Here is a 19649-nt window from a genome sequence, read left to right as displayed (position 1 = left end):
TTGCGGCAAGTGGCCACGTCCGTCCCGCTGGTGCGGAGGTTCGTGTAGTGCGTCCGCCGATGCCTGCCGCTCAGGCGAAGCCCGGTTTCGTATTGAGACAGGATCTGTTCGATCGCGCGGATCCCAACAATGTCAAAACCAATTGGCCCGCCCCGCCGGCCCAGCCAGGGCAATTTTAGAGAACGGAGACACAGATGATTGATTTGCTGTTTTCAGTTGCAATGCATGCAAATCATTCCGCGATCCCGGTTTCGGATCGCGTTCCAGAACTCAAGGTCGAAGCAGATGACCGACACGGCAAGTGCGTTGGCCTCGGCGCAGCCGCTCAGAGGAGCGAGCAAGAATCGCAATAAGCAGTAGCTCATCGCGGAGAAAGCAGGGACTAGAGTAACCCACCAGCGAGGGGGAATTATCATGAAACCCATCAGAAGGTACCTGTTGGCATTCCTCGTCATGGGTTGTGCGGCAGCAGGCTCGATACAGTGGTCGCACGAAGATGGCGTCGCATTTTCGATCGGAAGCGCGCAAGCCAGAGTGGGAAGACCGGCAACTCCTGTTAGCGTTGCAGGAGTTGCGCGCCGAACCACCAGACGAGCCGTTGTAGGAGGCGCGGCTGTTGGAGCAGCCGCGGTGGCGGCGCCTGCGTGCGTTCGCGTGTTGGTCAGCGGCCAGTATATTTGTCGGTGACGATCGAAGGGCGACGGTCAGGAACTGTATCGTCGCCTGCTGCGTCCCTCACCAAGGCCCCAGCCGTGGCCGCGATGATGAAATTGTCTCACTGTTTTGCCCGACGCGTCAATGGTTCGCAAATGCGAAAGGACCACGCCGGCCCTTGACGGCTACTGTGCATGGGGTTGTTTTCGCGTTTTGCTATTCGAGCTCGATGACCTGCCCGTTCGCCAGCGACACGCGCCGGTCCATGCGGCCGGCCAGCTCCATGTTGTGGGTCGCGATCAGCATGGAGACCTTGGTCGCCTTGACCAACTGCATCAGCGCCTGGAACACGTGGTCGGCGGTGTGTGGATCGAGATTGCCGGTCGGCTCGTCCGCCAGCAGCACGCGCGGCGCATTGGCGACCGCGCGCGCGATCGCCACGCGCTGCTGCTCGCCGCCCGACAGTTCTGCAGGGCGATGCGTGATGCGGTCGCCGAGGCCGAGATAGCCCAGGATCTCCTTGGCGCGCTTGACGCTCTCGGACTTCTTCAGGCCGCGGATCATCTGCGGCAGCATCACGTTCTCGAGCGCCGAGAATTCCGGCAGCAGCCGGTGCGACTGGTAGACGAAGCCGATGTCGCTGCGGCGGAGCTGCGTGCGCTCGATGTCGGGCAGTTGCGAGGTCGGCGCGCCGTTGACATAGACCTCGCCGGAATCCGGCGCCTCGAGCAGCCCCGCAATGTGCAGCAGCGTCGACTTGCCCGAGCCCGACGGCGCGACCAGCGCGACCGACTGGCCCGCCCACAGCGCCAGCTTGGCGTTGTCCAGGATCGTCAGTGCCGCCTCGCCCTGAAGGTACTGCCGCTTTATCTCGTGGAGATAAATGACCGGTACATCCTCAGCCCCCTGCTGCTGCTCCATCAGCCCCTCACTCGTAGCGCAGCGCTTCGACCGGATCGAGGCGCGCGGCGCGCCACGACGGGTAGAGTGTCGCCAGGAACGACAGCGTCAGCGCCATGATGACGACGGCCGTGGTCTCGCCGACGTCGATCTCGGCGGGCAGTTTCGACAGGAAGTACAGCTCCGGCGAGAACAATTCGGTGCTCGTCAGCCAGGACAGGAATTGTCTGATCGATTCGATGTTGAGGCAGATCACGAGCCCGACGAAGAAGCCGACCAGCGTGCCGACCACGCCGATCGAGGCACCCGTGATCAGGAAGATGCGCATGATCGAGCCCTGCGAGGCCCCCATCGTCCGGAGGATCGCGATGTCGCTGCCCTTGTCCTTCACCAGCATGATCAGGCCGGAGACGATGTTGAGCGCTGCGACCAGCACGATCATGGTCAGGATCAGGAACATCACGTTGCGCTCGACCTGGAGCGCGTTGAAGAAAGTCGAGTTGCGCTGGCGCCAGTCGACCAGGAACACCGGCCGGCCCGCGGCTTCCGTCACCGATTTGCGGAAGGAGTCGATCTTGTCGGGGTTGTTGGTGAACACCTCGATCGAGGTGACGTCGCTGCTGCGGTTGAAATAGGCCTGCGCCTCGGCGAGCGGCATGAACACGAAGCCGAGATCGTATTCGGACATGCCGATCTCGAACACGGCGACGATCTTGTAGGGCTTGATGCGCGGCGTCGTGCCCATCGGGGTCACCGCGCCCTTCGGCGCCACCAAGGTCACGCTGTCGCCAGCATGCAGCGACAGCTGGTCGGCGAGCCGGCGCCCGATCGCGACGCCCTGCCCGTCGTCAAAGCCCTCGAGCGAACCCTGCTTGATGTTCTTGGCGATCGAGGTGAGGTTGTTGAGGTCGTCGGAGCGGATGCCTCGCACCAGCACGCCCGAGGCATTCCAGGGCGAGGACGCCAGCGCCTGGCCGTCGACCACGGGGGCCGCCAGCCGGATGCCCTGGACCTGGCTGATGCGCTCGGCGACGTCCTTCCAGTCGGTCAGCGGCGATTCCAGCGGCTGGACCAGGATGTGGCCGTTCAGGCCGAGAATCTTGTCGAGCAGCTCCTTCCGGAAGCCGTTCATCACGGCCATCACAATGATTAGCGTGGCGACGCCCAGCATGATGCCGAGGAAGGAGAACCCGGCGATGACCGAGATGAATCCCTCCTTCCGCCGCGCCCGCAGGTAGCGGGCCGACAGCATCCACTCGAAGGGTGCGAAAGGCGCAGTTTGGACGGTTTCGGTCATGGTTTCATCCATCGCTCGATAATCCCATGATTCGGGGTCAATTGTGGCCGGATTGGCGGCCGCGATCTCGGGCGATGAACAATATTCAGCCGACCAGACTTATCAGCCCACAAGTCTTGCAACCGCGTCCGCAGGCGACATGGTCTCGCGGGAGCCGTCACTGCGCTTCTTGATCTCGACCTTGCCGTCGGCCAAGCCCTTCGGCCCGATCATGATCTGCCAGGGGATGCCGATCAGGTCGGCGGCAGCGAATTTGGCGCCGGCACGCTGGTCGGTGTCGTCATAGAGCACATCGACGCCCTTGGCGGCGAGCTCGGCATAGAGCTTCTCACAGGCGCCATCGACCGCCGCATCGCCCTGCTTGAGGTTGAGGATCGCGACGCGGAACGGCGCCACCGCCTCCGGCCATTTGATGCCGGCATCGTCGTGGCAGGCCTCGATGATGGCTCCCAGCAGGCGCGAGACGCCGACGCCATAGGAGCCGCCATGGATCGGCACATCGACGCCGTCGGGGCCCGCCACCATCGCCTTCATCGGCTCAGAGTACTTCGTGCCGAAATAGAAGATCTGGCCGACCTCGATGCCGCGGGTGTTCACACGCTTATCGGCGGGCACTTCCTGCTCGAAGCGCGCTGCATCATGAACGTCCTCCGTCGCGGCATAGACCGAGGTCCACTGCTTGATGATCGGCGTCAGGTCGCCGTCATAGTCGACATTCTCGTCCGGCACCGGCAGGTCCAGCACGTCGCGATTGATGAACACGCCGGATTCGCCGGTTTCGGCAAGCACAATGAACTCATGGCTGAGATCGCCGCCGATCGGGCCGGTCTCGGCGCGCATCGGGATCGCCTTCAGCCCCATCCGCGCGAAGGTGCGCAAATAGGCGACGAACATTTTGTTGTAGGCGACGCGTGCAGCGGCCTCGTTGAGGTCGAACGAATAGGCGTCCTTCATCAGGAATTCGCGGCCGCGCATCACGCCGAAACGCGGACGCTGCTCGTCGCGGAATTTCCATTGAATATGATAGAGATTCAGCGGCAGGTTCTTGTAAGACCTCACGTACGCGCGAAAGATCTCGGTGATCATTTCCTCGTTGGTCGGCCCATACAGCAGCTCGCGCTTGTGGCGATCGGCGATGCGCAGCATCTCCGGTCCGTAAGCATCGTAGCGGCCGCTCTCGCGCCAGAGGTCGGCGAGTTGAAGCGTCGGCATCAGCAGTTCCAGCGCACCAGAACGGTCCTGCTCCTCGCGCACGATCTGCTCGATTTTCTTCAGCACGCGGAAGCCGAGCGGCAGCCAGGCATAGATGCCGGCCGCTTCCTGCCGGATCATGCCCGCGCGCAGCATCAGCCGATGCGAGACGATCTCCGCCTCTTTCGGATTTTCCTTCAGAATGGGCAGAAAGAACCGCGACAACCGCATGGCAATACTCTGGGAATCAGTGAGGGGTTGCAGTGAAACCGGATTGAGAGCGAAAACACAAGACCGGGAATGAGGAAAAGCCGCTAACGCGGCGGAATTCCTGTCATTTTTCCGTCGACTTCAGGTTCGACTCGAACCGTGTCGGCCCTAAGGCGGCGCGACCTCGAGGTCGTCCTCGAGCGTGATCTTCTCGAAATCGGTCACCAGCGCATCGATCCTTACGTGCCAGCGGCCGGCGAAGGGCAACTCGACCTTGCGCACGTGCCAATAGCCGTCTGGTCCGAGCTTGGCGTCGCGTTCCATCGGCTCGATGCTGCGCTCGGGAAGGCTCAGCGTCAGCGTTGCCTCCTTGGCCTTCAGCGGCGTCGCCTGGCCGGTCATGAGCTGAAGCACGAAATCGTCCACGCCGGCCTTGCCCGGCGACACCAGCACCTGGAACATCGCCTTGTCGGTGTGGATATGGATCGCAAGCGGCGTCTCCGGCACGATGGTGCGCGGCGGTGGCGTGAAGCGCCAGCCCGCGACGACGGCGAAGATGCCGAGCGCGGCCCCACACTCCAGCAGGATTGAACGTTTGAGCGCAGAAGCGGCCCCGCGATTTTTCGCCAGCGCCGGCGTCAGTCTGTAACGATTGAGGGCGGCGAGGCCCAACAGGGACAAGACCAGCGCCAGTTTGATCGACAGAATGAGGCCGTAACTGGTTTCGATCAACGCCGATAGCTTTTCGAGCTGGATGATCGCAAGCGTAAGGCCAGTCAGCGCCAGCGCCACGACCACTGGCACGGCCATGCGCGAGAAGCGGTTCAGGAGCGGCAGCACTGTCGGCGTCGGTTTCTTCACCAACGCTGCCAGCGGCGCCAACGCGCCGATCCAGAAAGCGACAGCGAGGCCGTGGACGAAGACCGCCGGCCGCATCAGCATCTCGGGCGACGCCGTTGCGGCGTGTCCGGTCATCGCGATCGACAGGCCGACACCGGCGAACGCAGTCGCCGCAAACACGCGCCCATACCACGCTCGGCTGAGCGCCATCAGCGCCAGCAGCATGGCCACGATGGCGACGAGCAAGGCGGGGCCGGCACTGGTCGCGAATGCGATGCTCCAAGGTGCGGCCGTCACCATTGCTGCCAACGGCAGGCCCAGGAGATCGAGGCCCAGCGCGCCGAGAGATACGACCGCGCTCGGGATGCCGATGAGGAGCGCCATCCGCGGCACGCCCATGCCTATCATCGACCACGCAATCCAACGGCCAAAGAACACGCCGCCGACGCCGACGAACAGCCCGAGATAGAGACCGATGCGCGACAGCCAGATCAGCGTCTGCAACGGGACATCGGCGTTGGCTACGGGCTGCGTGGCCGTCGGCGCCCCCACGGAAAAGATCACCGATCCCGCCACCGGATGGCCGTCCTGCGAGATCACCCGGTAGCTCACGACCGCCGTGCCCCGCGGCAGGTCCGGCGGCATCGCAACCGAAATGCTCTCGCCTGCTGCCGTGACGCGCGCATCGTCCCGCGCCTTGCCCGCGCCGTCGATCAACTGGATCGCGCCCGGCGTCACCGCCTCATTGAAGCGCAGTTCCACCGCCTTTGGCGCGCTCGCAAGGATACTTCCGCTCGCCGGTTCAACCGAAATCAGCGCCGCATGCGCCATCGCGCCGGTCGTCGTCCCGACAAGTACGAGCAGTGTCGCGAGCGCAGCGAGAAAGCGCATTACGGCTTGGGCAGCAGTTTCACGCCAGGCGCGGGCGACTTGTCCTCGTGCGAATGCGCGGCGCCCTCCGCCGGGATTTCGATCCAGCGGCTGACGCCCTTCTCGCATTCCTGCACCACCGGAAAATACAGCGTCGTGTTTGGCTTCAGGCTGTCCGTGAGGAAGCTGCTGACGACGAACTCATCGTAATTACGATCCGGTAGATTACCGCCGGACCAGACCACTTCCTTCACGCCCGAAGTCAGCTTGTTGCCGTGATAGTCGTAAGGGCTGGCATATTCGCCCTCGACGACATCGACGTTCCAGCCGGCCTTCGGCATCGGCTTCACCGCAATAACCCCTTCGGGGATCTGCACGCGCAGCTTGACCGTCGACGAGCCGGAACAGCCGTGGGGAACGGCAAAGACGGCTTTGTAGGATGAGCCGACCGTGGCCTGCTTGCCTTCCAGATAGACGTGTGCCGCCGCTGGCGATGCCACAAGCGCAGCCGTCAGGATCAGCCAGGGTGTCTTCGACATGCTCAATCTCCCGGAGGATTAGACCACAGGCGTCACATTTTCATTCCCGAATGATCTGGCATTTTCTTCATCATCTGGCCACCGCCGCCAGGCGCCTGCGCACCGACGCCCTGGACGTCGAGCGAGACAGAGACCTTGCCGGCCTTCTCGAACTCGAGCGTAACCGGGACTTTCTCACCCTGCTTGAACGGACCCTTGAGGTCCTGAAGCATCAGGTGGTTGCCGCCGGGCGCGAGCTTCACGGTCTTGCCGGGCTCGATGACGAGGCCCTTGTCCAGCGGGCGCATCTTCATCACGCCATTGTCCATGGCCATCTCATGGACCTCGGCCTTGCCGGCGATCTCGGCAGACACAGCGACCAGTTTGTCGGGCGCCGTACCCTTGTTCTCGATGGTCATGAAGCCTCCGGCGACCTTGGCGCCTCCAGGCGTTGCCCGACTCCAGGCCTGCGAGATGACGAGGTCTCCGGCCTTGACGTCGTCGGCGCGGACGGGCGTTGACATCGCGACGGCCGAGAAAGCCGCGAGCGCGATGAGAGTTGAGAGCTTGTTCATGTCGATTGCCTTTCTTGTCGCCGTTGAGAGTATTCCACCTGTCAGAACGTGTACTTGCCGGCGAGAACGAAAGTTCGTCCCGGGAACGGATGGAACAGGAAATATTGCGCGTTGAAGATGTTGTCGATGCCGAAATCGAGGGAGAAGTTCTGCGTCGCCTTGTAGTGAACCTTCATGTCGAAGACCAAGAACGGGTCGAAGGCCTGGTAGACGTGTGCAAAGGTGTCAGTGTTGTCGAGGGTCGCATATTGCTTTCCGATGTAACGTCCCGCGACCGTATAGGCCCAGTTCTCGTTTGGCCGATAGGTAACCCCGACTGTGGAGCGCCATTCTGGAACATTGGGCACGCGCTTCCCCGTCGCTGTTGTGCCACCAATCGTACTGACAAAGGTCGGATCGCTTAGAATCCTGGAGTCGACATAGGTTACGCTGCCGAATACCTGCAGCCCCCTCACCAGCACGTTGTCCTTGTCGGCCGACAACTCGGCGCCTTGCATGCGAATTGCATCGACATTGCCGATTGTCGTCGTGGGAGTCTGACCACCCGTCGAATTCGTCACGTTCGTGGTTTGCGAGATGATTGCGTCGTTGGTCCTCTCCTTGAAAAGCGTCAGCCTGACGCGGCCATCATTCCATTTCCGCTCAACGTTCAATTCACCGGTGAAGTCCTGTTCGGGCTTCAGGTTGGGATTGGCAAACGTCGCCACACCAGCGACCGTTATGTTTTGATATAGTTCGGTGACGGTCGGATAGCGATACGACTCACCAAAGCTCGCGGTGACGTTCCACTCCTTGCTGAGATCATAAGAGAGCGAGGCCTTCGGCGAGAAGTTGGTTGAGTTAAGCCCTGGCTGGTTTTTCGCGACCGGAACGAAGACCGGAATCGGCGCCGCCGGGATGCCGCTGGTCGCCGTCGGATTAGAGTTGATATTGAAGCCATCCAGTGAGCGCCAAGTCTCGAGCCGTCCGCCCAGCGTCAGCTTCAGATCGGGAACGATCTTCCAGGCGTCCTGCAACCAAAGAGCACCGGTGCGGGTTTCGCCGACGCCAGAGGTGAAGAGTTGACCGGTGCCGGTCGAGGACGTCGCATACCAGACTGAGGACAAGTAGACCGGGTTCTCCAACCGATACCGGTCGCCGTGAACACCAAAGCTGACCTCGTGAGGACCATCGATGCCGAACGGCCTCCAGATGCCTTTGGCATCAGCGTTTTGCCAGTTTGTGCCGTCGTTGCGGGTGATCTTGCCGTTCAGCGAATAGCCCAGCCCTGCTTGCGTGGGGCTGAACGGCGCGACGGTGAACGGATTGATCTGAGTGTCTTGAAGATAATTATAACTCGATGCCGAAAGGTCAAAATCGAAGACGCCTTTGGTGTCGCTTTTGAGCGCCACCGCGTTGCTGATGTGGGTCTGGTCCCAGATGTATTTGTTGCTCGCGAACGCACCCTGGCCGCCGAAGGTTGGTTGTCCCGTAAACGCAGACCTCAAATAGGTCTGCGGATCGGAGGTCTGGTGATTATTCCAGATGCCCAGCGAGTAGGTGGCCTGCACCAGCGGCGAGACATCATAGGCAATTCTTAGATTCCCGGACGCCTGCTGAGAGTGCGCCAGCGTGCCCGTACCTATGACATTCGCAACGCCGCCCGTCCTGTTCCATGCGCCAATGGCGCCGGTTGTGTTTGCGGGGCCGACACCAAAAATGGTGCCAAAAGTCGTGTAAGTCAGCGGCTGCTGATAGCTGTCGAGATAGTTGGCGCTGACGAACCAGGACAGCTTGCCGTCGCGATTGCCTGCAGCGGCGCTGGTCTGGCTGGTCACATAGGTGTCCTTGGTGCCGTATTGATTCCAGGGCATCACCGAGACGGTTTCCTTCGCCACGGCAAACGGCTTGTCCGGCATTTTGGACGTGATCAGCAGAACGCCGCCGATGGAATTGCCGGGATAGGCAGCCGCAAACGGACCGTTGAGGAAATCGACCCGCCCGATCGCCTCAGGCGAGATCAGATTCCATTTCGGCGAGGCGCCGGAATTGTTATTGCCGATCAGCGCGGAGATCAGCAGGTCGTCGTAATAGATCAGCGTGCGTGCACTCGAGCTCAGGCCCCAGCTTCGCGTCGCGAGCACCGCCTGGTTGTCGCCATCGTTGCGCTTCCGCACGAACAGGCTCGGCATGTATTTGACGGCGTCCTCGGGGTCTTTGAGGTTGATGGTCTCGTCGGCCTCCTTCGCTGTGATGCTGAAGGAACGCTGCGGCAACTGATAGCGTGCCACCGCCGCCGGCGGGGCGAGCGAGGTTCGGGCAGCACTTGTGCCCTCCTCGCTGGTTGCGGCGACCGAAGCCGGCCGCTCGACCACAGGCTTTGCCGACGATCTTCTGGTGCCCGCAGTATGCACTGCCGGCTTGCGCGGCTTTGGCTTCACCGTCACAGGCGCATCGACGGTCACCGCTGGCAGCTCTCCTGGGCTGCTCTGGGCGAAGGCTCCGCTCGACGAGGCAAGCAGCGCGGCCTGAACGGCAACGATGCTCACGCCACTGCGGGCATGACGAGGTAACATGGTGCATTCCTGACGCCGGCTTTCTCTCCGGCCTTTTGACGGCATCAATCGCCGGCACACGGAGGGCGGCGGTTACGAAGGGTCGTCAGGAAATTGAGGGAGGTCCCCGTGCCTGGGCGCTTGAGCCCTTGTGGGCCGCGGGAGCCGACACATCCGCCTTATGCCACACCACGCGTTCTGTCCGGCGGAGGGGAGCGGAGAGCGCCGCGTGCGGAGGCGAATCGAGGGAGGCGCTCGCCTGCGCGAGGCAACACAGCGCGCAGGCACCGGAATGCGCGATCGGCGAACCACCCCCATCATTCGGAGCGCCCTGCTCGCTGACGCTATGGCAGATGACACCGGCGCCAAGCGGATCGGCAACGGCCTGCCCGGCCGCCCAGCAGGCGGCAATCGGTGCCAGCACCTGCATCGCAAGCGCAAGCAGGACAACCGGTAGGAATTTTTGCAGCCGCGCGCGCATCCGCCGAACCATTCGCTCTCTGCTAACTAAACACCACGTCTGGCCGGAGTCGAGATCACATCGCCAAGCTTGTTGGGACGGCGCAAATTTCTCAAAAAATGTCTTCGCCGGGCTCGCGTGCGGAGCGTTGTCCGGCATTTGAGGCAGCTGCACCACCCGATCATATCCACAGAATTCTTATATTTGTCATATACTTACGACAGTCCCGGCCCGATCGTTTCGTCAACTGCTCGAATTTTGAACAATCGTTGCCGAAAATGATGACAAGTGAGAAAAGTTGATCTAGCATCCCCCTCGCTCAGGCTGGCCGTGAGGTCGAAGTCTGGTGGTCCAAGTCTCGGGAGGAGCCCCTGGCGCGCAAAACGCAGCGTCGCCCCGTCAATCAAGATCAAATCTTAGAATCGGGGATAATAGGGTCGACACAATTTTTGAGCGGGGCTAGGGCCCCGCTCTTTTTTTATCTGCGCGGCTGATGTGCCGATGAGAACCCCTGCCAATCCGATCGAGCAAAGCTTTGAGCTTGCGGCATCGCGCGGCGTAGATCTCACACCCGTCGTCTATCAGCGGCTGTTCAGCGAGCATCCAGAGACGCGGACGATGTTCCGCACGCATGGCAGTGAGCTCGTCATGGGATCGATGCTTGCGCTGACCATCGAGGCGATCCTCGACTTCGCGGCAGATCGCAGCGGGCGTTTCAGGCTGATTGCCTGCGAGGTCGCCTCGCACGACGCCTATGGCACGCCGCGCGAGCTGTTCATCGCCTTCTTTGCCGTCATCAGAGATACGCTGCGCGACCTGCTCGGCGATCAATGGTCGCGGGACATCGCACAAGCCTGGGAGAAACTCCTCGTCGAAATCGACGCCTTCGCTGGCATCGCAGCGTAGCGTGCCTTGCGCTGCACCAACGCAGCCGTGACAATCTCACCCTCGATTGCACGTTGAGTGGCATCAACTCTTGTGACAGACTTTCCTCATCGGTAGCGCAACCAATGACGCGCCGACGACAAAATATATGGGAGCGAGCGATGTCCGGGACGAAAGATTTCTCGACGACGAGGCGCGATCTTCTTCAGGCGGCTGCGACCGCCGGCGCAGCGACTGCCATCCTCGGCAGCATGGGCATAAACCCAGCATTGGCAGCCGAAATGGGACGAAGCGAGAAGCCGCTGAAGGCGGCGTTCTCCAACGCGGGCCTTCAGGCGACCTGGTGCGCGCAGGGCAAACAGGCCGCGGAATTCTGGGGCAAGCTGTTCAATGTCGAAGTCACCTGGTTCGACGGCCAGCTGGATGCCGTGAAGCAGCGCGCGGCGATCGACAACATGGCCTCGCAGAAATGGGATTTCGTCGCGATCCAGGCCTTCGGCATCGGCACCCTCACCCAGCCCGTGCAGAAGATGATCGACGCCGGCACGCCCGTCATCGACATGGACACGCTGATTGCTCCGCTTGATCAAATCAACGTCCATTCCTTCCTCGCCCCCGACAACGAGTTCATGGGCGCCTCGGTCACGCAGGCGCTGTGCAACAAGATGGGCGGCAAGGGCAAGATCATCATGACCCAGGGCGCGCTTGGCCATACCGGCGCGCAGGGTCGCGCCAAGGGCTTTGAGTCGGTGGTGAAACAATTCCCCGGGATCGAGGTGCTCGACACCCAGCCGGCGGATTGGGACGTCTCCAAGACCGCGCGGCTGTGGGAAACCTATCTGACCAAATACCCGCAGATCGACGCGGCTTTCTTCCACAATGACGACATGGCGCTTGCGGCCGCCAACATCATGAAGGCGCACAACCGCACCAACATCCTGATCGGCGGCGTCGATGCGATGCCGCCGGCGATCCAGGCGGTCAGCGAGGGTCGGATGTTCGCAACCGTGCGCAATCCGTCGTGCCGCATCCATGGCGGCGCGATCATCGCGGGCGTCGCTGCCGTGGTCGGCGGCGAGAAGAGTGGCCAGGGCATCCCCAAGAGCGTCGTCACCGACGGCCCTGTCGTGACCAAGGCCAATGCTGCCGGCATGCAGTGGATGGAAGATCACTTCCTGATCTGAAATCTTCCATGCCTGAGGGACGTCCCATCCTGGAACTCCAGGGCATCACGAAGAGCTTCGGCGGCGTCGAAGCGCTTCGTGGTGTCGACTTCGCGCTTCATCCCGGCGAGATCCACGGTCTCGTCGGGGAGAACGGCGCGGGAAAAAGCACGCTGATGAAGATCATCGCCGGCGTGCACACCGAATTCTCCGGCCGCTTCCTGATCGACGGTCAGGAGAGGCATTTCCGTTCGGCGCGCGATGCGCACGCCGCCGGCATCGCCATGGTGCATCAGGAGCTCTCGGTCGCGCCCGATCTCACGGTCGCCGAGAATGTCTTCCTGGGCAACCAGCCGACCAACGCGCTCGGCCTCGTGCAATGGCGGCGGATGGCGCGCGAGGCCGGTGAGCAACTTGCCCGCTTCGGCATCGACGTCGATCCCATGAGCCGGCTCGGCGATCTCCCGATCGGGCTGCAACAGCTGATCGAGATCGCCCGCGTGCTGTTCTCCGGCGCGCGCATCGTCATCCTGGACGAGCCGACCTCCGCCCTCTCCCCGCCCGAGGTCGAACGGTTGTTCGCGACGCTGCGGCGCTTACGCGAGGAAGGCACCGCCATCGTCTTCATCTCGCATTTCATCGAGGACATTCTTCGCGTCTCCGACACGGTCACCGTCTTCCGCAACGGGCGGAAGGTCGCGGAGACCGCAAGCGCCGCCACCACCAAGGGCGCGCTGATCGAGGCCATGATCGGCCGCGGCGGCGAGGCGCTCGAGCACAGCTACACCGACGATCTGATGCTGCCGCGGCCGAGCGACAGCCAGGTCGTACTGAAGGTCGACCAGCTGTCGCTGGCGCGCAGCCTCAAGGACGTCTCGTTCGAGGCCCGCGCCGGAGAGGTGCTCGGCATCTACGGCTTTATGGGCTGCGGGCAACAAGAATTGTCCCGCATCCTGTTCGGCAAGCTGAAGCCGGACGCCGGCACGCTTGTCGTCGAGGGCGCACCAAAGACCTTCGCGAGCACGGCGGCGGCGCGCCGGGCCGGCGTGGCGCTGGTGCCGGAGAGCCGGCGCGCCATGCTGTTCCACCAGGAGCCGGTCTACAAGAACATCTCGATCAGCATCCTCGATCGCATCTCCTCCCTGCTGCTCAAGCCGGCGCAGGAGCGCGATATCGCGCAGCGCCAGGTCGAGCAGCTCCAGATCAGGCCGCCGGTGGTCGGCCTCGATCTCGGCATGCTCTCCGGCGGCAACCAGCAGAAGGTTGCGCTGGCAAAATGGCTGACCTATCCGCCCAAGCTCCTGGTGCTGTGCGAGCCGACGCGTGGCATGGATGTCGGCGCCAAGAACGACGTCATCAACATCGTCCGCGACCTCCGCGCCAGGGGGCTCGCGATCATTGTGCTGTCGACCGAGCCGGAAACGGTGCTGTCGCTGGCCGACCGCATCCTCGTGCTCAAACGCGGCACATTGGTGCGGGAATTCAAAAACGAGCCGGTCAGCAAGGACCGCCTGCTGGAAGCGGCGTGACGGAGAAGCACAATGGCGAGCAGTGAAACGGCACCAGCGGCGGGCCAGCGCACACGGGGGCTTGCCTCCTTCCTGCGCTCGCAGATGCGCAACATCGCGCCGTTCCTGACGCTGATCTTCCTGTCCGCGTTCTTCGCCGTCGCCAGCCCCTCCTTTGCGACGATCGACAATCTCGGCAACATCCTGACGCAGGTGTCGGTGACGGGCGTCATCGCCGTCGGCCTCACCTTCGTGATCCTCTGCGCCGAGATCGACCTCTCGATCGCCAGCATCGCCAACGTCACCGGCATCGCGGTCGCCTACTTCACGCTGCAGGAATCCTACGTCAACATTCCCAACATCCCGCTGCCCGGTGTGGCCGCGATCCTGCTGGCGCTGCTGCTCTGCGCGGCTCTCGGCCTCGTCAACGCGCTGGGGCTGACCGTGATCGGCATCCCCTCCTTCATCATGACGCTCGCCATGATGCAGATCGCCGCCGGCATCTCCGCCCTCTTGGTGCGCGGCCAGATCGCCTACAAGGTACCAAGCCTGATCACGACGCTCGGCTCCGGCTCGATCGGCGGCATCCCCTGGATCGTCATCGTCGCGGCGATCATGCTGCTCGCCGGGCACCTGGTGCTGACCTACACGCGCTTCGGCCGCTACGTCTACATGGTCGGCGGCAACCGCGAGGCGGCCGAATATTCCGGCCTCAACGTCAAGCTCATCCTGGGCGCGGTGATGATCATCTCGGCGGTGTGCTCCGGCATCGGCGGCATGCTGGGCGTTGCCCATTTCGGCAGCGCGCAGCAGAACGAGTTCGATACTTATTTGCTCGACTCCATCGCCGCCGTCGTCGTCGGCGGCACCAGCCTGTTCGGCGGCCGCGGCGGCATCGGCAACACCATCGTCGGGCTGTTTGTTCTCGGTGTTCTCAATAACGGCCTCGACCACGTCAACATCGACAGCTTCCTGAAGATCCTGATCCGCGGCCTGATCCTGCTGGCGGCCTTGATCATCAACGTCTATGCGCAGCGCCTGCGGGAAAAAGCGGCGGAGTAATCGGCCATCAAAACGAAGCCGCGAAAACAACCCCATGCACAGTACAAATCATTGGGGAATTTGGCGCGGATAGACCTACGCTATTTCCGAATTTGAATTTGACTCGTCGGGCAAAACACTGGCAGAATGGCACCATGGGAAATGCACCCGCGCGGAGAAATCCGTCGCGGGTTTTCCAATCCTCATTTGAGCCCGGTGAGCACCCACGCCGGCTGGAGGATCGGATAGGCGATCAGGCCAACGACGGCGGTGACGGCAATCAGCGCGGGATTGCTGACCTTCCAGCGGAACAGCACGGCGAGCGAGATGATGCCGATCAGGGCGGTGAGCCAATCGCCGATCGCGATCTTGCCGAGCAGGAAGCACGCGCCGAGAATGGTCCCGATCGCCGCCGCATAGGCCCCCTTCACGAAGCCCTGCACGTTCGGATTCTTGCGATGCCGCGCGAGCAAGGGCGCAGCGACCAGAATGAGCAGAAACGACGGAAGGAAGATGCCGACCGTGGCGGTGAGCGAGCCCCAGAAGCCCGCCACCAGATAGCCGACAAAGGTCGCCGTGATCACGACCGGCCCCGGGCTCATCATCCCGATCGCGACCGCGATCAGGAATTCGCGCTCGTTGAGCCAGCCATATTGCTGCACCAGTCCCTGCTCGAGGAAGGGAACGATCACAAGGCCGCTGCCGAAGGTCAGCGATCCCGCCTTGAGGAAGAACAGCAGCAGCTTGCCCAGTGCCGAGCCGGTCGCAACCGGCGCGGCCGCGGGCGCAGCCGCTGGTATCATTGCGAGCTGGAGCGCGACGGGAGGCCTCTTGATGTTGCCGTAATAGATGATCCCGACGATGCCGGCTCCGATGAAAAGAAACGCGACCTCGGCCTTCAGGATCACGGTGACGGCGAGACACACCGCCGCGATCCCCCATTGCAGCCAGTCTTCCATGCCGAGCTTGGCAAGCCGGTAGCAGGAATGCAGGATCAGGGCGATCACGGCCGGGCTGACGCCATAGAAGATGCCGGTGACGGGCTGCAGATCGCCGAGATAGACGTAGAGCGCGCCCAGCGCCGCGACGATCGCGAAGTTCGGCAGGATGAAAGCCCATCCGCCGGCCCACGCGCCCCAGAAGCCGCAACGCAGGTAGGCAATGTAGATGCCGACCTGGATCGCCAGCGGCCCCGGCAGCGACTGGCAGATCGCGATGGCCTCACGCATCTGCTCCTTGGTCAGCCACTTCTTGCCATCGACCAACTCTCGCTCCATCTGGCCGACCAGCGCCACCGGCCCGCCGAAGCCGAGAAATCCCAGTCGCAGGAAGTAGCGAACGAGCTCGCCCATCCCGCCGCGCTCATTTGTCGTCGTTGTCGTCGTCATCGACTAACCCCCATTGCCGAAATAAGTGAACCACCACGCCCCGACCACGGACTACCCCTAAGCGCGAGGCCGGGCCCTGAACGTCGAGGTGAAGAACGCCCTGCCGCGCCTGACATCAAACGCGGGTTCGCGGGAAAGTCCCCGTCGATGCGCACATCGACGCGCATCGACGCGCGCGGCGTGACGATCAGTCGAGACGGTCTATCGGATGAAATTGAAGCGTATGATGTGGACATGCTGCGCCCTTGGTGACCAGGACGCGATTCTTGGGCATGTCGCCTCGCGGGGAGATCGCATTCCCCGTGCCATGAATAAAAGCCCTGACAGCCGGCCTGTCAACCCGGCCGCGTCGAAGGAAGCCAGGAAATCATCACAGGAGATCGACCGACGTGTCCGACACCCAGAAACTGAAGCCCGCCCTCTCGACGCCTGGGCGAAAGACGCTTCTCCTGCTGTTTCTCCTTTTCGCGATCCCCGCGAACGATTGCTCCGCACAGACACCGCCGCCGCCAGTCGACGAACATGCGTTCGAGCACGTGCCGCCGACAGTCGTGAAGAGATTGGCCACCCGCTTTTCGCTGGGCACACTCGCCGGCCGCTTCGAGGAGACGCCGCTCGACGCGGTCCGCAAGGCCGTGGGCGAAGGGACCATCCAGCACCAGGGCGACGCCGCAGGTAGCATGCATTGGCTGTGTTACAGGCGCGCACAGCATCGACTATGGCTCGTGTCCAGCGAGATGGGCGGCACGGACCATCGCGTCACGGAGATCGTCGAAGAGTTCACCGATAAGGACACCGACACCTCGACCGATTGCGCCATCATCCCGGAAAAGTTCGCGCCCCTCGTCTTCGACGGCAAGCTGCATTTGGGTATGTCGTATCAGGAGGTCGTCACGGCGCTGGGACCGCCGTCGAAGTCGGAAGCTGCTCAGATGCTGTATTCTCACGAGGGAAAGCTCGCACACGGCTTCGAAGAGACCGCATGGCTCATTCTCCGATTTCGTGAGGACAAGCTCGTGTCCATGCGCGGCGGCAAGACCACGACGAATTGAAGTGGCTGCCCCTTCGCTCGTTGCGATGTAAACGCTGACGCATAGGCGTCGCTGCTTATTCGATGACTTCGTCAGCGCGAGCTAGAAGCGAGGGCGGGATAGCAACGCCAAGCTCTTTTGCGGTCTTGAGATTGATCACCAAATCAAACTTCGTAGGTTGCTGCAGAGGAAGGTCGGCAGGTTTCGCGCCGCGCAGCAACTTATCGACGTACTCCGCTGCATCTCCCATGAAGGTGCTGAAGTCTTGCCCGTAGGTTAGAAGAAGGCCTTGCCTTGCGTAATCCGCTAGATCGGAGATGGTCGACACGCCATGTTCGAGCGCCGCTTTAGCGATCTGTTCGCGTTCGGCAAAAGAGAAAGCCGTCGTCCAGAGATAAGCCGCATCGAAACGGTCGGCCGCAATTTGCGCAAATACCTGTTCAATGTTTTCTTTGGTTGGATAGAAAGCACTCCAGCTAACGCCGAGAGCCTCTGCGGACTTGGCGACGTCCTCGCGCAGCCATTTATCGTCTACAGGATCGGGAGCTGATCGAACCACGCAAATTACAGCCAGTCTGGATAATCTTGGCAGCAGCTCCTTCAGTACGCCCATCCGCTTGCCTGTAAGGTCAAATGTCATCGGTGCGATTCCGGTAACGTTCGCCTCCGGATGCGCCAGATTATTTACAATCCCGCTGCTGAGTGGGTCCGACGCGAGCGTGATGATAGGAATTTCCGTAGTCGCCTGCTTCAAGGCGCGAACCGTCAGGGTAGCAGCTCCGAACAGGACATCAGGTCGCCGCAGCACAAGCTCGCGCGCAAGCGTGGGAGCTTCCTCTATGCGGCCATTTGCGGAGACGCAGTCGATGACAAGAGATTGCCCCTCGACCCAACCTCGATCGGCTAGATTCTGAAGCAAGGGCTTCCAGAAAGCCGGCCCCGACGGACCGGGACAAGAGGAGCCACCCATCAAGATACCGAGGCGCTTTCGTGGCGCGGTGGTTTCCGCATTTCCGGGGCGGCCACCTGCGATGTAGATGGCGAGCCCGATCACCACGAGCCGCACGACAGATGCCGCCGACTTGTCCCCTAAGACCAATCTGCTGTTGCGCTGCTGGATGGGCATCGGCGCCTCCGATCGGACTACCCTCAATAGCGGAACTTCGGGACGGAGCCAAGCGACGCACCCCTCGACCTGTTCGCGGGCGTTCTGCAATTGGCCCATCTGCGAAGTTGCGTCGCGTCTGATAGAAGCCCGCTCATCACGGTAGAGCGGACGAAATCTGCTCGACCAGAGTTGTTCGCATTTTGACCCGAAGGAGACCTCAAGCTCGAAGAGCCTAGATGTTCATTTTGTTGCGGGCAGTTTCACGCCGATCTGGTATGGGTTGCCTTCAACAATGTATTTTGTTGGCGTTTGCGAGGCGGTAACACAGCTCCTCGCCTGCGAGGCAGCGCTCGCATTCTTCGGCTTTTGCAATCGCACGGACAACCCACAGCAGAACTTTGTTGGTTCGTCGTTTTCGGTTCGAAGTAGCCAGCCTTTTTCGATTTTCCAGTGGTTAATGCCTATGTCACCTTCGCTATCCTGCGATGGGTGAGAAGGACTGGCGTCGGCAGGCGGGCTCTCTGGAATCGCAATTGATATGATGCGTCCATCCGGGTCGAAATATTCAGCGTTACGACCGTCGAATTTTCCATCGCGATTCCGCCATACGAGGGTATTCCCTACAATTTTAGTATCCGATGCAATTTCCCCCGACTCAACACAACGTCGCTCTTCCTGATCCATCTCTTCGCGCCCAATCGATTCTAGAAGATTCGGTCGCGGACTCGGATCAAAGTCGGGAAATAGGGTGGCGTTCCCTTGAAAAAGATCATACTCGGCAGGATTGTTGAAGTTACTGCCCACCGGGGTTGGATCGGCATAGGATAGCTTCACTTTTCCAAGTAGCTGATGATCACCTGAACTCAGTGTCGATTCTGCTGCCTTTCTGATGGTGAGCGCGAAATCGTGCTGTCCGCAGTTCTCGTACCCGACCGCTTCGCAAAGCCGCTGCCCCTTCATCGAAATGACCAGCAGGGCGCAACCGTTCGCTTCGTCATAAAATCTCAGATCGCGTCGGCTTAGACCAGCGGGGCTTACCCCCAAACAGCGATATTCCAGATGATCGTTCATGAAATAGCGGTAGGTAGGACCAGACTGGCTGTTTCCAGTCGATCGAAGCGTCTTGCCTATCAGGAACTGCAGCGCCTCCGGCCCCCTCAAGGTACTGGCCGTGGTTGATTCGAGTGGTCTTTCGCCGCCGCTTGCCACAAAAGGTATGCCTGTGAGCATCGCGAAAAGAAAATATCGAATTCCTGCCTTCATATTCAACCTAGAATAGATTTCGGCTGAGCGCCTAACTAACCTACTAACATCCAGACATCAATCCAGACGCGAACGACAATAGCAGTTCGATTTCGAATGTCGCCCGGTGGCCCGTGGCCGATCTCAGCCCAGAGCGCGGCGATGTCCGCTCCCGGAAGGATTCTGTTGCAAAACTCCCGTTGAGACGACTCGCATTCCGTGATTCCGTTGATT

General features: G+C 61.6%; 18 protein-coding genes. 7 read left to right on the top strand and 11 right to left on the bottom strand.

Annotated features, from left to right (window positions below; genetic code table 11):
* Positions 1 to 194 precede the first annotated feature (194 nt).
* A complete protein-coding gene (locus Q0687_RS03155; RefSeq protein WP_298872134.1) occupies positions 195 to 353 on the top strand; it encodes a hypothetical protein in 159 nt (52 codons plus the stop codon).
* Between the two features lie 100 nt (positions 354 to 453).
* Entirely contained in the window at positions 454 to 687 is a 234-nt protein-coding gene (locus Q0687_RS03150) for a hypothetical protein (protein ID WP_298872191.1), read from the top strand.
* Between the two features lie 183 nt (positions 688 to 870).
* Here the strand turns inward: Q0687_RS03150 and Q0687_RS03145 are convergent, their stop codons facing one another.
* The 8 genes from Q0687_RS03145 to Q0687_RS03110 form a co-directional block, all read right to left on the bottom strand.
* Complete coding sequence (locus Q0687_RS03145) at positions 871 to 1575, bottom strand: ABC transporter ATP-binding protein (protein WP_298872131.1); 705 nt, start codon at positions 1573 to 1575, stop codon at positions 871 to 873.
* Between the two features lie 7 nt (positions 1576 to 1582).
* A complete protein-coding gene (locus tag Q0687_RS03140; protein WP_298872128.1) occupies positions 1583 to 2863 on the bottom strand; it encodes a lipoprotein-releasing ABC transporter permease subunit in 1281 nt (426 codons plus the stop codon).
* A gap of 90 nt (positions 2864 to 2953) precedes the next feature.
* Positions 2954 to 4273: a proline--tRNA ligase gene (gene proS, locus Q0687_RS03135; RefSeq protein ID WP_298872126.1), complete on the bottom strand. Its 1320-nt coding sequence runs from the start codon at positions 4271 to 4273 to the stop codon at positions 2954 to 2956.
* A gap of 147 nt (positions 4274 to 4420) precedes the next feature.
* Complete coding sequence (locus Q0687_RS03130) at positions 4421 to 5983, bottom strand: CopD family protein (protein ID WP_298872124.1); 1563 nt, start codon at positions 5981 to 5983, stop codon at positions 4421 to 4423.
* Positions 5983 to 6501, bottom strand: coding sequence for a YcnI family protein (locus tag Q0687_RS03125; RefSeq protein ID WP_298872121.1), 519 nt, complete (start codon positions 6499 to 6501; stop codon positions 5983 to 5985). The genes Q0687_RS03130 and Q0687_RS03125 overlap by 1 nt, the downstream gene beginning before the upstream one ends.
* Before the next feature lie 32 nt (positions 6502 to 6533).
* On the bottom strand, positions 6534 to 7004 hold the full coding sequence (locus tag Q0687_RS03120) for a copper chaperone PCu(A)C (protein ID WP_298872188.1): 471 nt from the start codon (positions 7002 to 7004) through the stop codon (positions 6534 to 6536).
* 92 nt (positions 7005 to 7096) lie between these two features.
* Positions 7097 to 9655 (bottom strand): TonB-dependent receptor, encoded by a 2559-nt coding sequence (locus Q0687_RS03115; protein WP_298872118.1) that lies wholly within the window; start codon positions 9653 to 9655, stop codon positions 7097 to 7099.
* A 40-nt stretch (positions 9656 to 9695) separates the two neighbouring features.
* Entirely contained in the window at positions 9696 to 10070 is a 375-nt protein-coding gene (locus Q0687_RS03110; RefSeq protein ID WP_298872186.1) for a DUF2946 family protein, read from the bottom strand.
* A 480-nt stretch (positions 10071 to 10550) separates the two neighbouring features.
* Between Q0687_RS03110 and Q0687_RS03105 the strand changes: the two genes are divergently transcribed.
* The 4 genes from Q0687_RS03105 (at position 10551) to Q0687_RS03090 (ending at position 14667) form a co-directional block, all read left to right on the top strand.
* Positions 10551 to 10955: a globin gene (locus Q0687_RS03105; RefSeq protein ID WP_298872115.1), complete on the top strand. Its 405-nt coding sequence runs from the start codon at positions 10551 to 10553 to the stop codon at positions 10953 to 10955.
* 140 nt (positions 10956 to 11095) lie between these two features.
* Complete coding sequence (locus Q0687_RS03100; RefSeq protein WP_298872108.1) at positions 11096 to 12118, top strand: sugar ABC transporter substrate-binding protein; 1023 nt, start codon at positions 11096 to 11098, stop codon at positions 12116 to 12118.
* Between the two features lie 8 nt (positions 12119 to 12126).
* On the top strand, positions 12127 to 13626 hold the full coding sequence (locus Q0687_RS03095; RefSeq protein ID WP_298872106.1) for a sugar ABC transporter ATP-binding protein: 1500 nt from the start codon (positions 12127 to 12129) through the stop codon (positions 13624 to 13626).
* Positions 13627 to 13638: 12 nt separating this feature from the next.
* Positions 13639 to 14667, top strand: a complete 1029-nt coding sequence (locus Q0687_RS03090) for an ABC transporter permease (RefSeq protein WP_298872104.1) — start codon at positions 13639 to 13641, stop codon at positions 14665 to 14667.
* A gap of 182 nt (positions 14668 to 14849) precedes the next feature.
* Here Q0687_RS03090 and chrA read toward each other — a convergent pair whose 3' ends face one another.
* Positions 14850 to 16034: a chromate efflux transporter gene (gene chrA, locus Q0687_RS03085; protein ID WP_298872102.1), complete on the bottom strand. Its 1185-nt coding sequence runs from the start codon at positions 16032 to 16034 to the stop codon at positions 14850 to 14852.
* Positions 16035 to 16423: 389 nt separating this feature from the next.
* Here chrA and Q0687_RS03080 point away from each other — a divergent pair, with 389 nt between their 5' ends.
* Entirely contained in the window at positions 16424 to 17086 is a 663-nt protein-coding gene (locus Q0687_RS03080; protein ID WP_298872099.1) for a hypothetical protein, read from the top strand.
* A 55-nt stretch (positions 17087 to 17141) separates the two neighbouring features.
* On the opposite strand, the gene Q0687_RS03075 is transcribed toward Q0687_RS03080, so the two are convergent.
* Positions 17142 to 18191 (bottom strand): ABC transporter substrate-binding protein, encoded by a 1050-nt coding sequence (locus tag Q0687_RS03075; RefSeq protein ID WP_298872097.1) that lies wholly within the window; start codon positions 18189 to 18191, stop codon positions 17142 to 17144.
* A 222-nt stretch (positions 18192 to 18413) separates the two neighbouring features.
* On the bottom strand, positions 18414 to 19436 hold the full coding sequence (locus tag Q0687_RS03070; protein WP_298872094.1) for a hypothetical protein: 1023 nt from the start codon (positions 19434 to 19436) through the stop codon (positions 18414 to 18416).
* Positions 19437 to 19649 lie beyond the last annotated feature (213 nt).

This window comes from uncultured Bradyrhizobium sp., from assembly GCF_936928535.1.
Lineage (GTDB): Bacteria > Pseudomonadota > Alphaproteobacteria > Rhizobiales > Xanthobacteraceae > Bradyrhizobium.
This window is presented reverse-complemented; position numbering and strand designations above follow the sequence as displayed.

Excerpts from the sequence above, each read along its gene's own strand:
- Q0687_RS03155 (WP_298872134.1), top strand. The coding sequence starts at position 195 with ATGATTGATTTGCTGTTTTCAGTTGCAATGCATGCAAATCATTCCGCG.
- Q0687_RS03150 (WP_298872191.1), top strand. The coding sequence starts at position 454 with ATGGGTTGTGCGGCAGCAGGCTCGATACAGTGGTCGCACGAAGATGGC.
- Q0687_RS03145 (WP_298872131.1), bottom strand. The coding sequence starts at position 1,575 with ATGGAGCAGCAGCAGGGGGCTGAGGATGTACCGGTCATTTATCTCCAC.
- Q0687_RS03140 (WP_298872128.1), bottom strand. The coding sequence starts at position 2,863 with ATGGATGAAACCATGACCGAAACCGTCCAAACTGCGCCTTTCGCACCC.
- proS (WP_298872126.1), bottom strand. The coding sequence starts at position 4,273 with ATGCGGTTGTCGCGGTTCTTTCTGCCCATTCTGAAGGAAAATCCGAAA.
- Q0687_RS03130 (WP_298872124.1), bottom strand. The coding sequence starts at position 5,983 with ATGCGCTTTCTCGCTGCGCTCGCGACACTGCTCGTACTTGTCGGGACG.
- Q0687_RS03125 (WP_298872121.1), bottom strand. The coding sequence starts at position 6,501 with ATGTCGAAGACACCCTGGCTGATCCTGACGGCTGCGCTTGTGGCATCG.
- Q0687_RS03120 (WP_298872188.1), bottom strand. The coding sequence starts at position 7,004 with ATGTCAACGCCCGTCCGCGCCGACGACGTCAAGGCCGGAGACCTCGTC.
- Q0687_RS03115 (WP_298872118.1), bottom strand. The coding sequence starts at position 9,655 with ATGCCGTCAAAAGGCCGGAGAGAAAGCCGGCGTCAGGAATGCACCATG.
- Q0687_RS03110 (WP_298872186.1), bottom strand. The coding sequence starts at position 10,070 with ATGCGCGCGCGGCTGCAAAAATTCCTACCGGTTGTCCTGCTTGCGCTT.
- Q0687_RS03105 (WP_298872115.1), top strand. The coding sequence starts at position 10,551 with ATGAGAACCCCTGCCAATCCGATCGAGCAAAGCTTTGAGCTTGCGGCA.
- Q0687_RS03100 (WP_298872108.1), top strand. The coding sequence starts at position 11,096 with ATGTCCGGGACGAAAGATTTCTCGACGACGAGGCGCGATCTTCTTCAG.
- Q0687_RS03095 (WP_298872106.1), top strand. The coding sequence starts at position 12,127 with ATGCCTGAGGGACGTCCCATCCTGGAACTCCAGGGCATCACGAAGAGC.
- Q0687_RS03090 (WP_298872104.1), top strand. The coding sequence starts at position 13,639 with ATGGCGAGCAGTGAAACGGCACCAGCGGCGGGCCAGCGCACACGGGGG.
- chrA (WP_298872102.1), bottom strand. The coding sequence starts at position 16,034 with ATGACGACGACAACGACGACAAATGAGCGCGGCGGGATGGGCGAGCTC.
- Q0687_RS03075 (WP_298872097.1), bottom strand. The coding sequence starts at position 18,191 with ATGCCCATCCAGCAGCGCAACAGCAGATTGGTCTTAGGGGACAAGTCG.
- Q0687_RS03070 (WP_298872094.1), bottom strand. The coding sequence starts at position 19,436 with ATGAAGGCAGGAATTCGATATTTTCTTTTCGCGATGCTCACAGGCATA.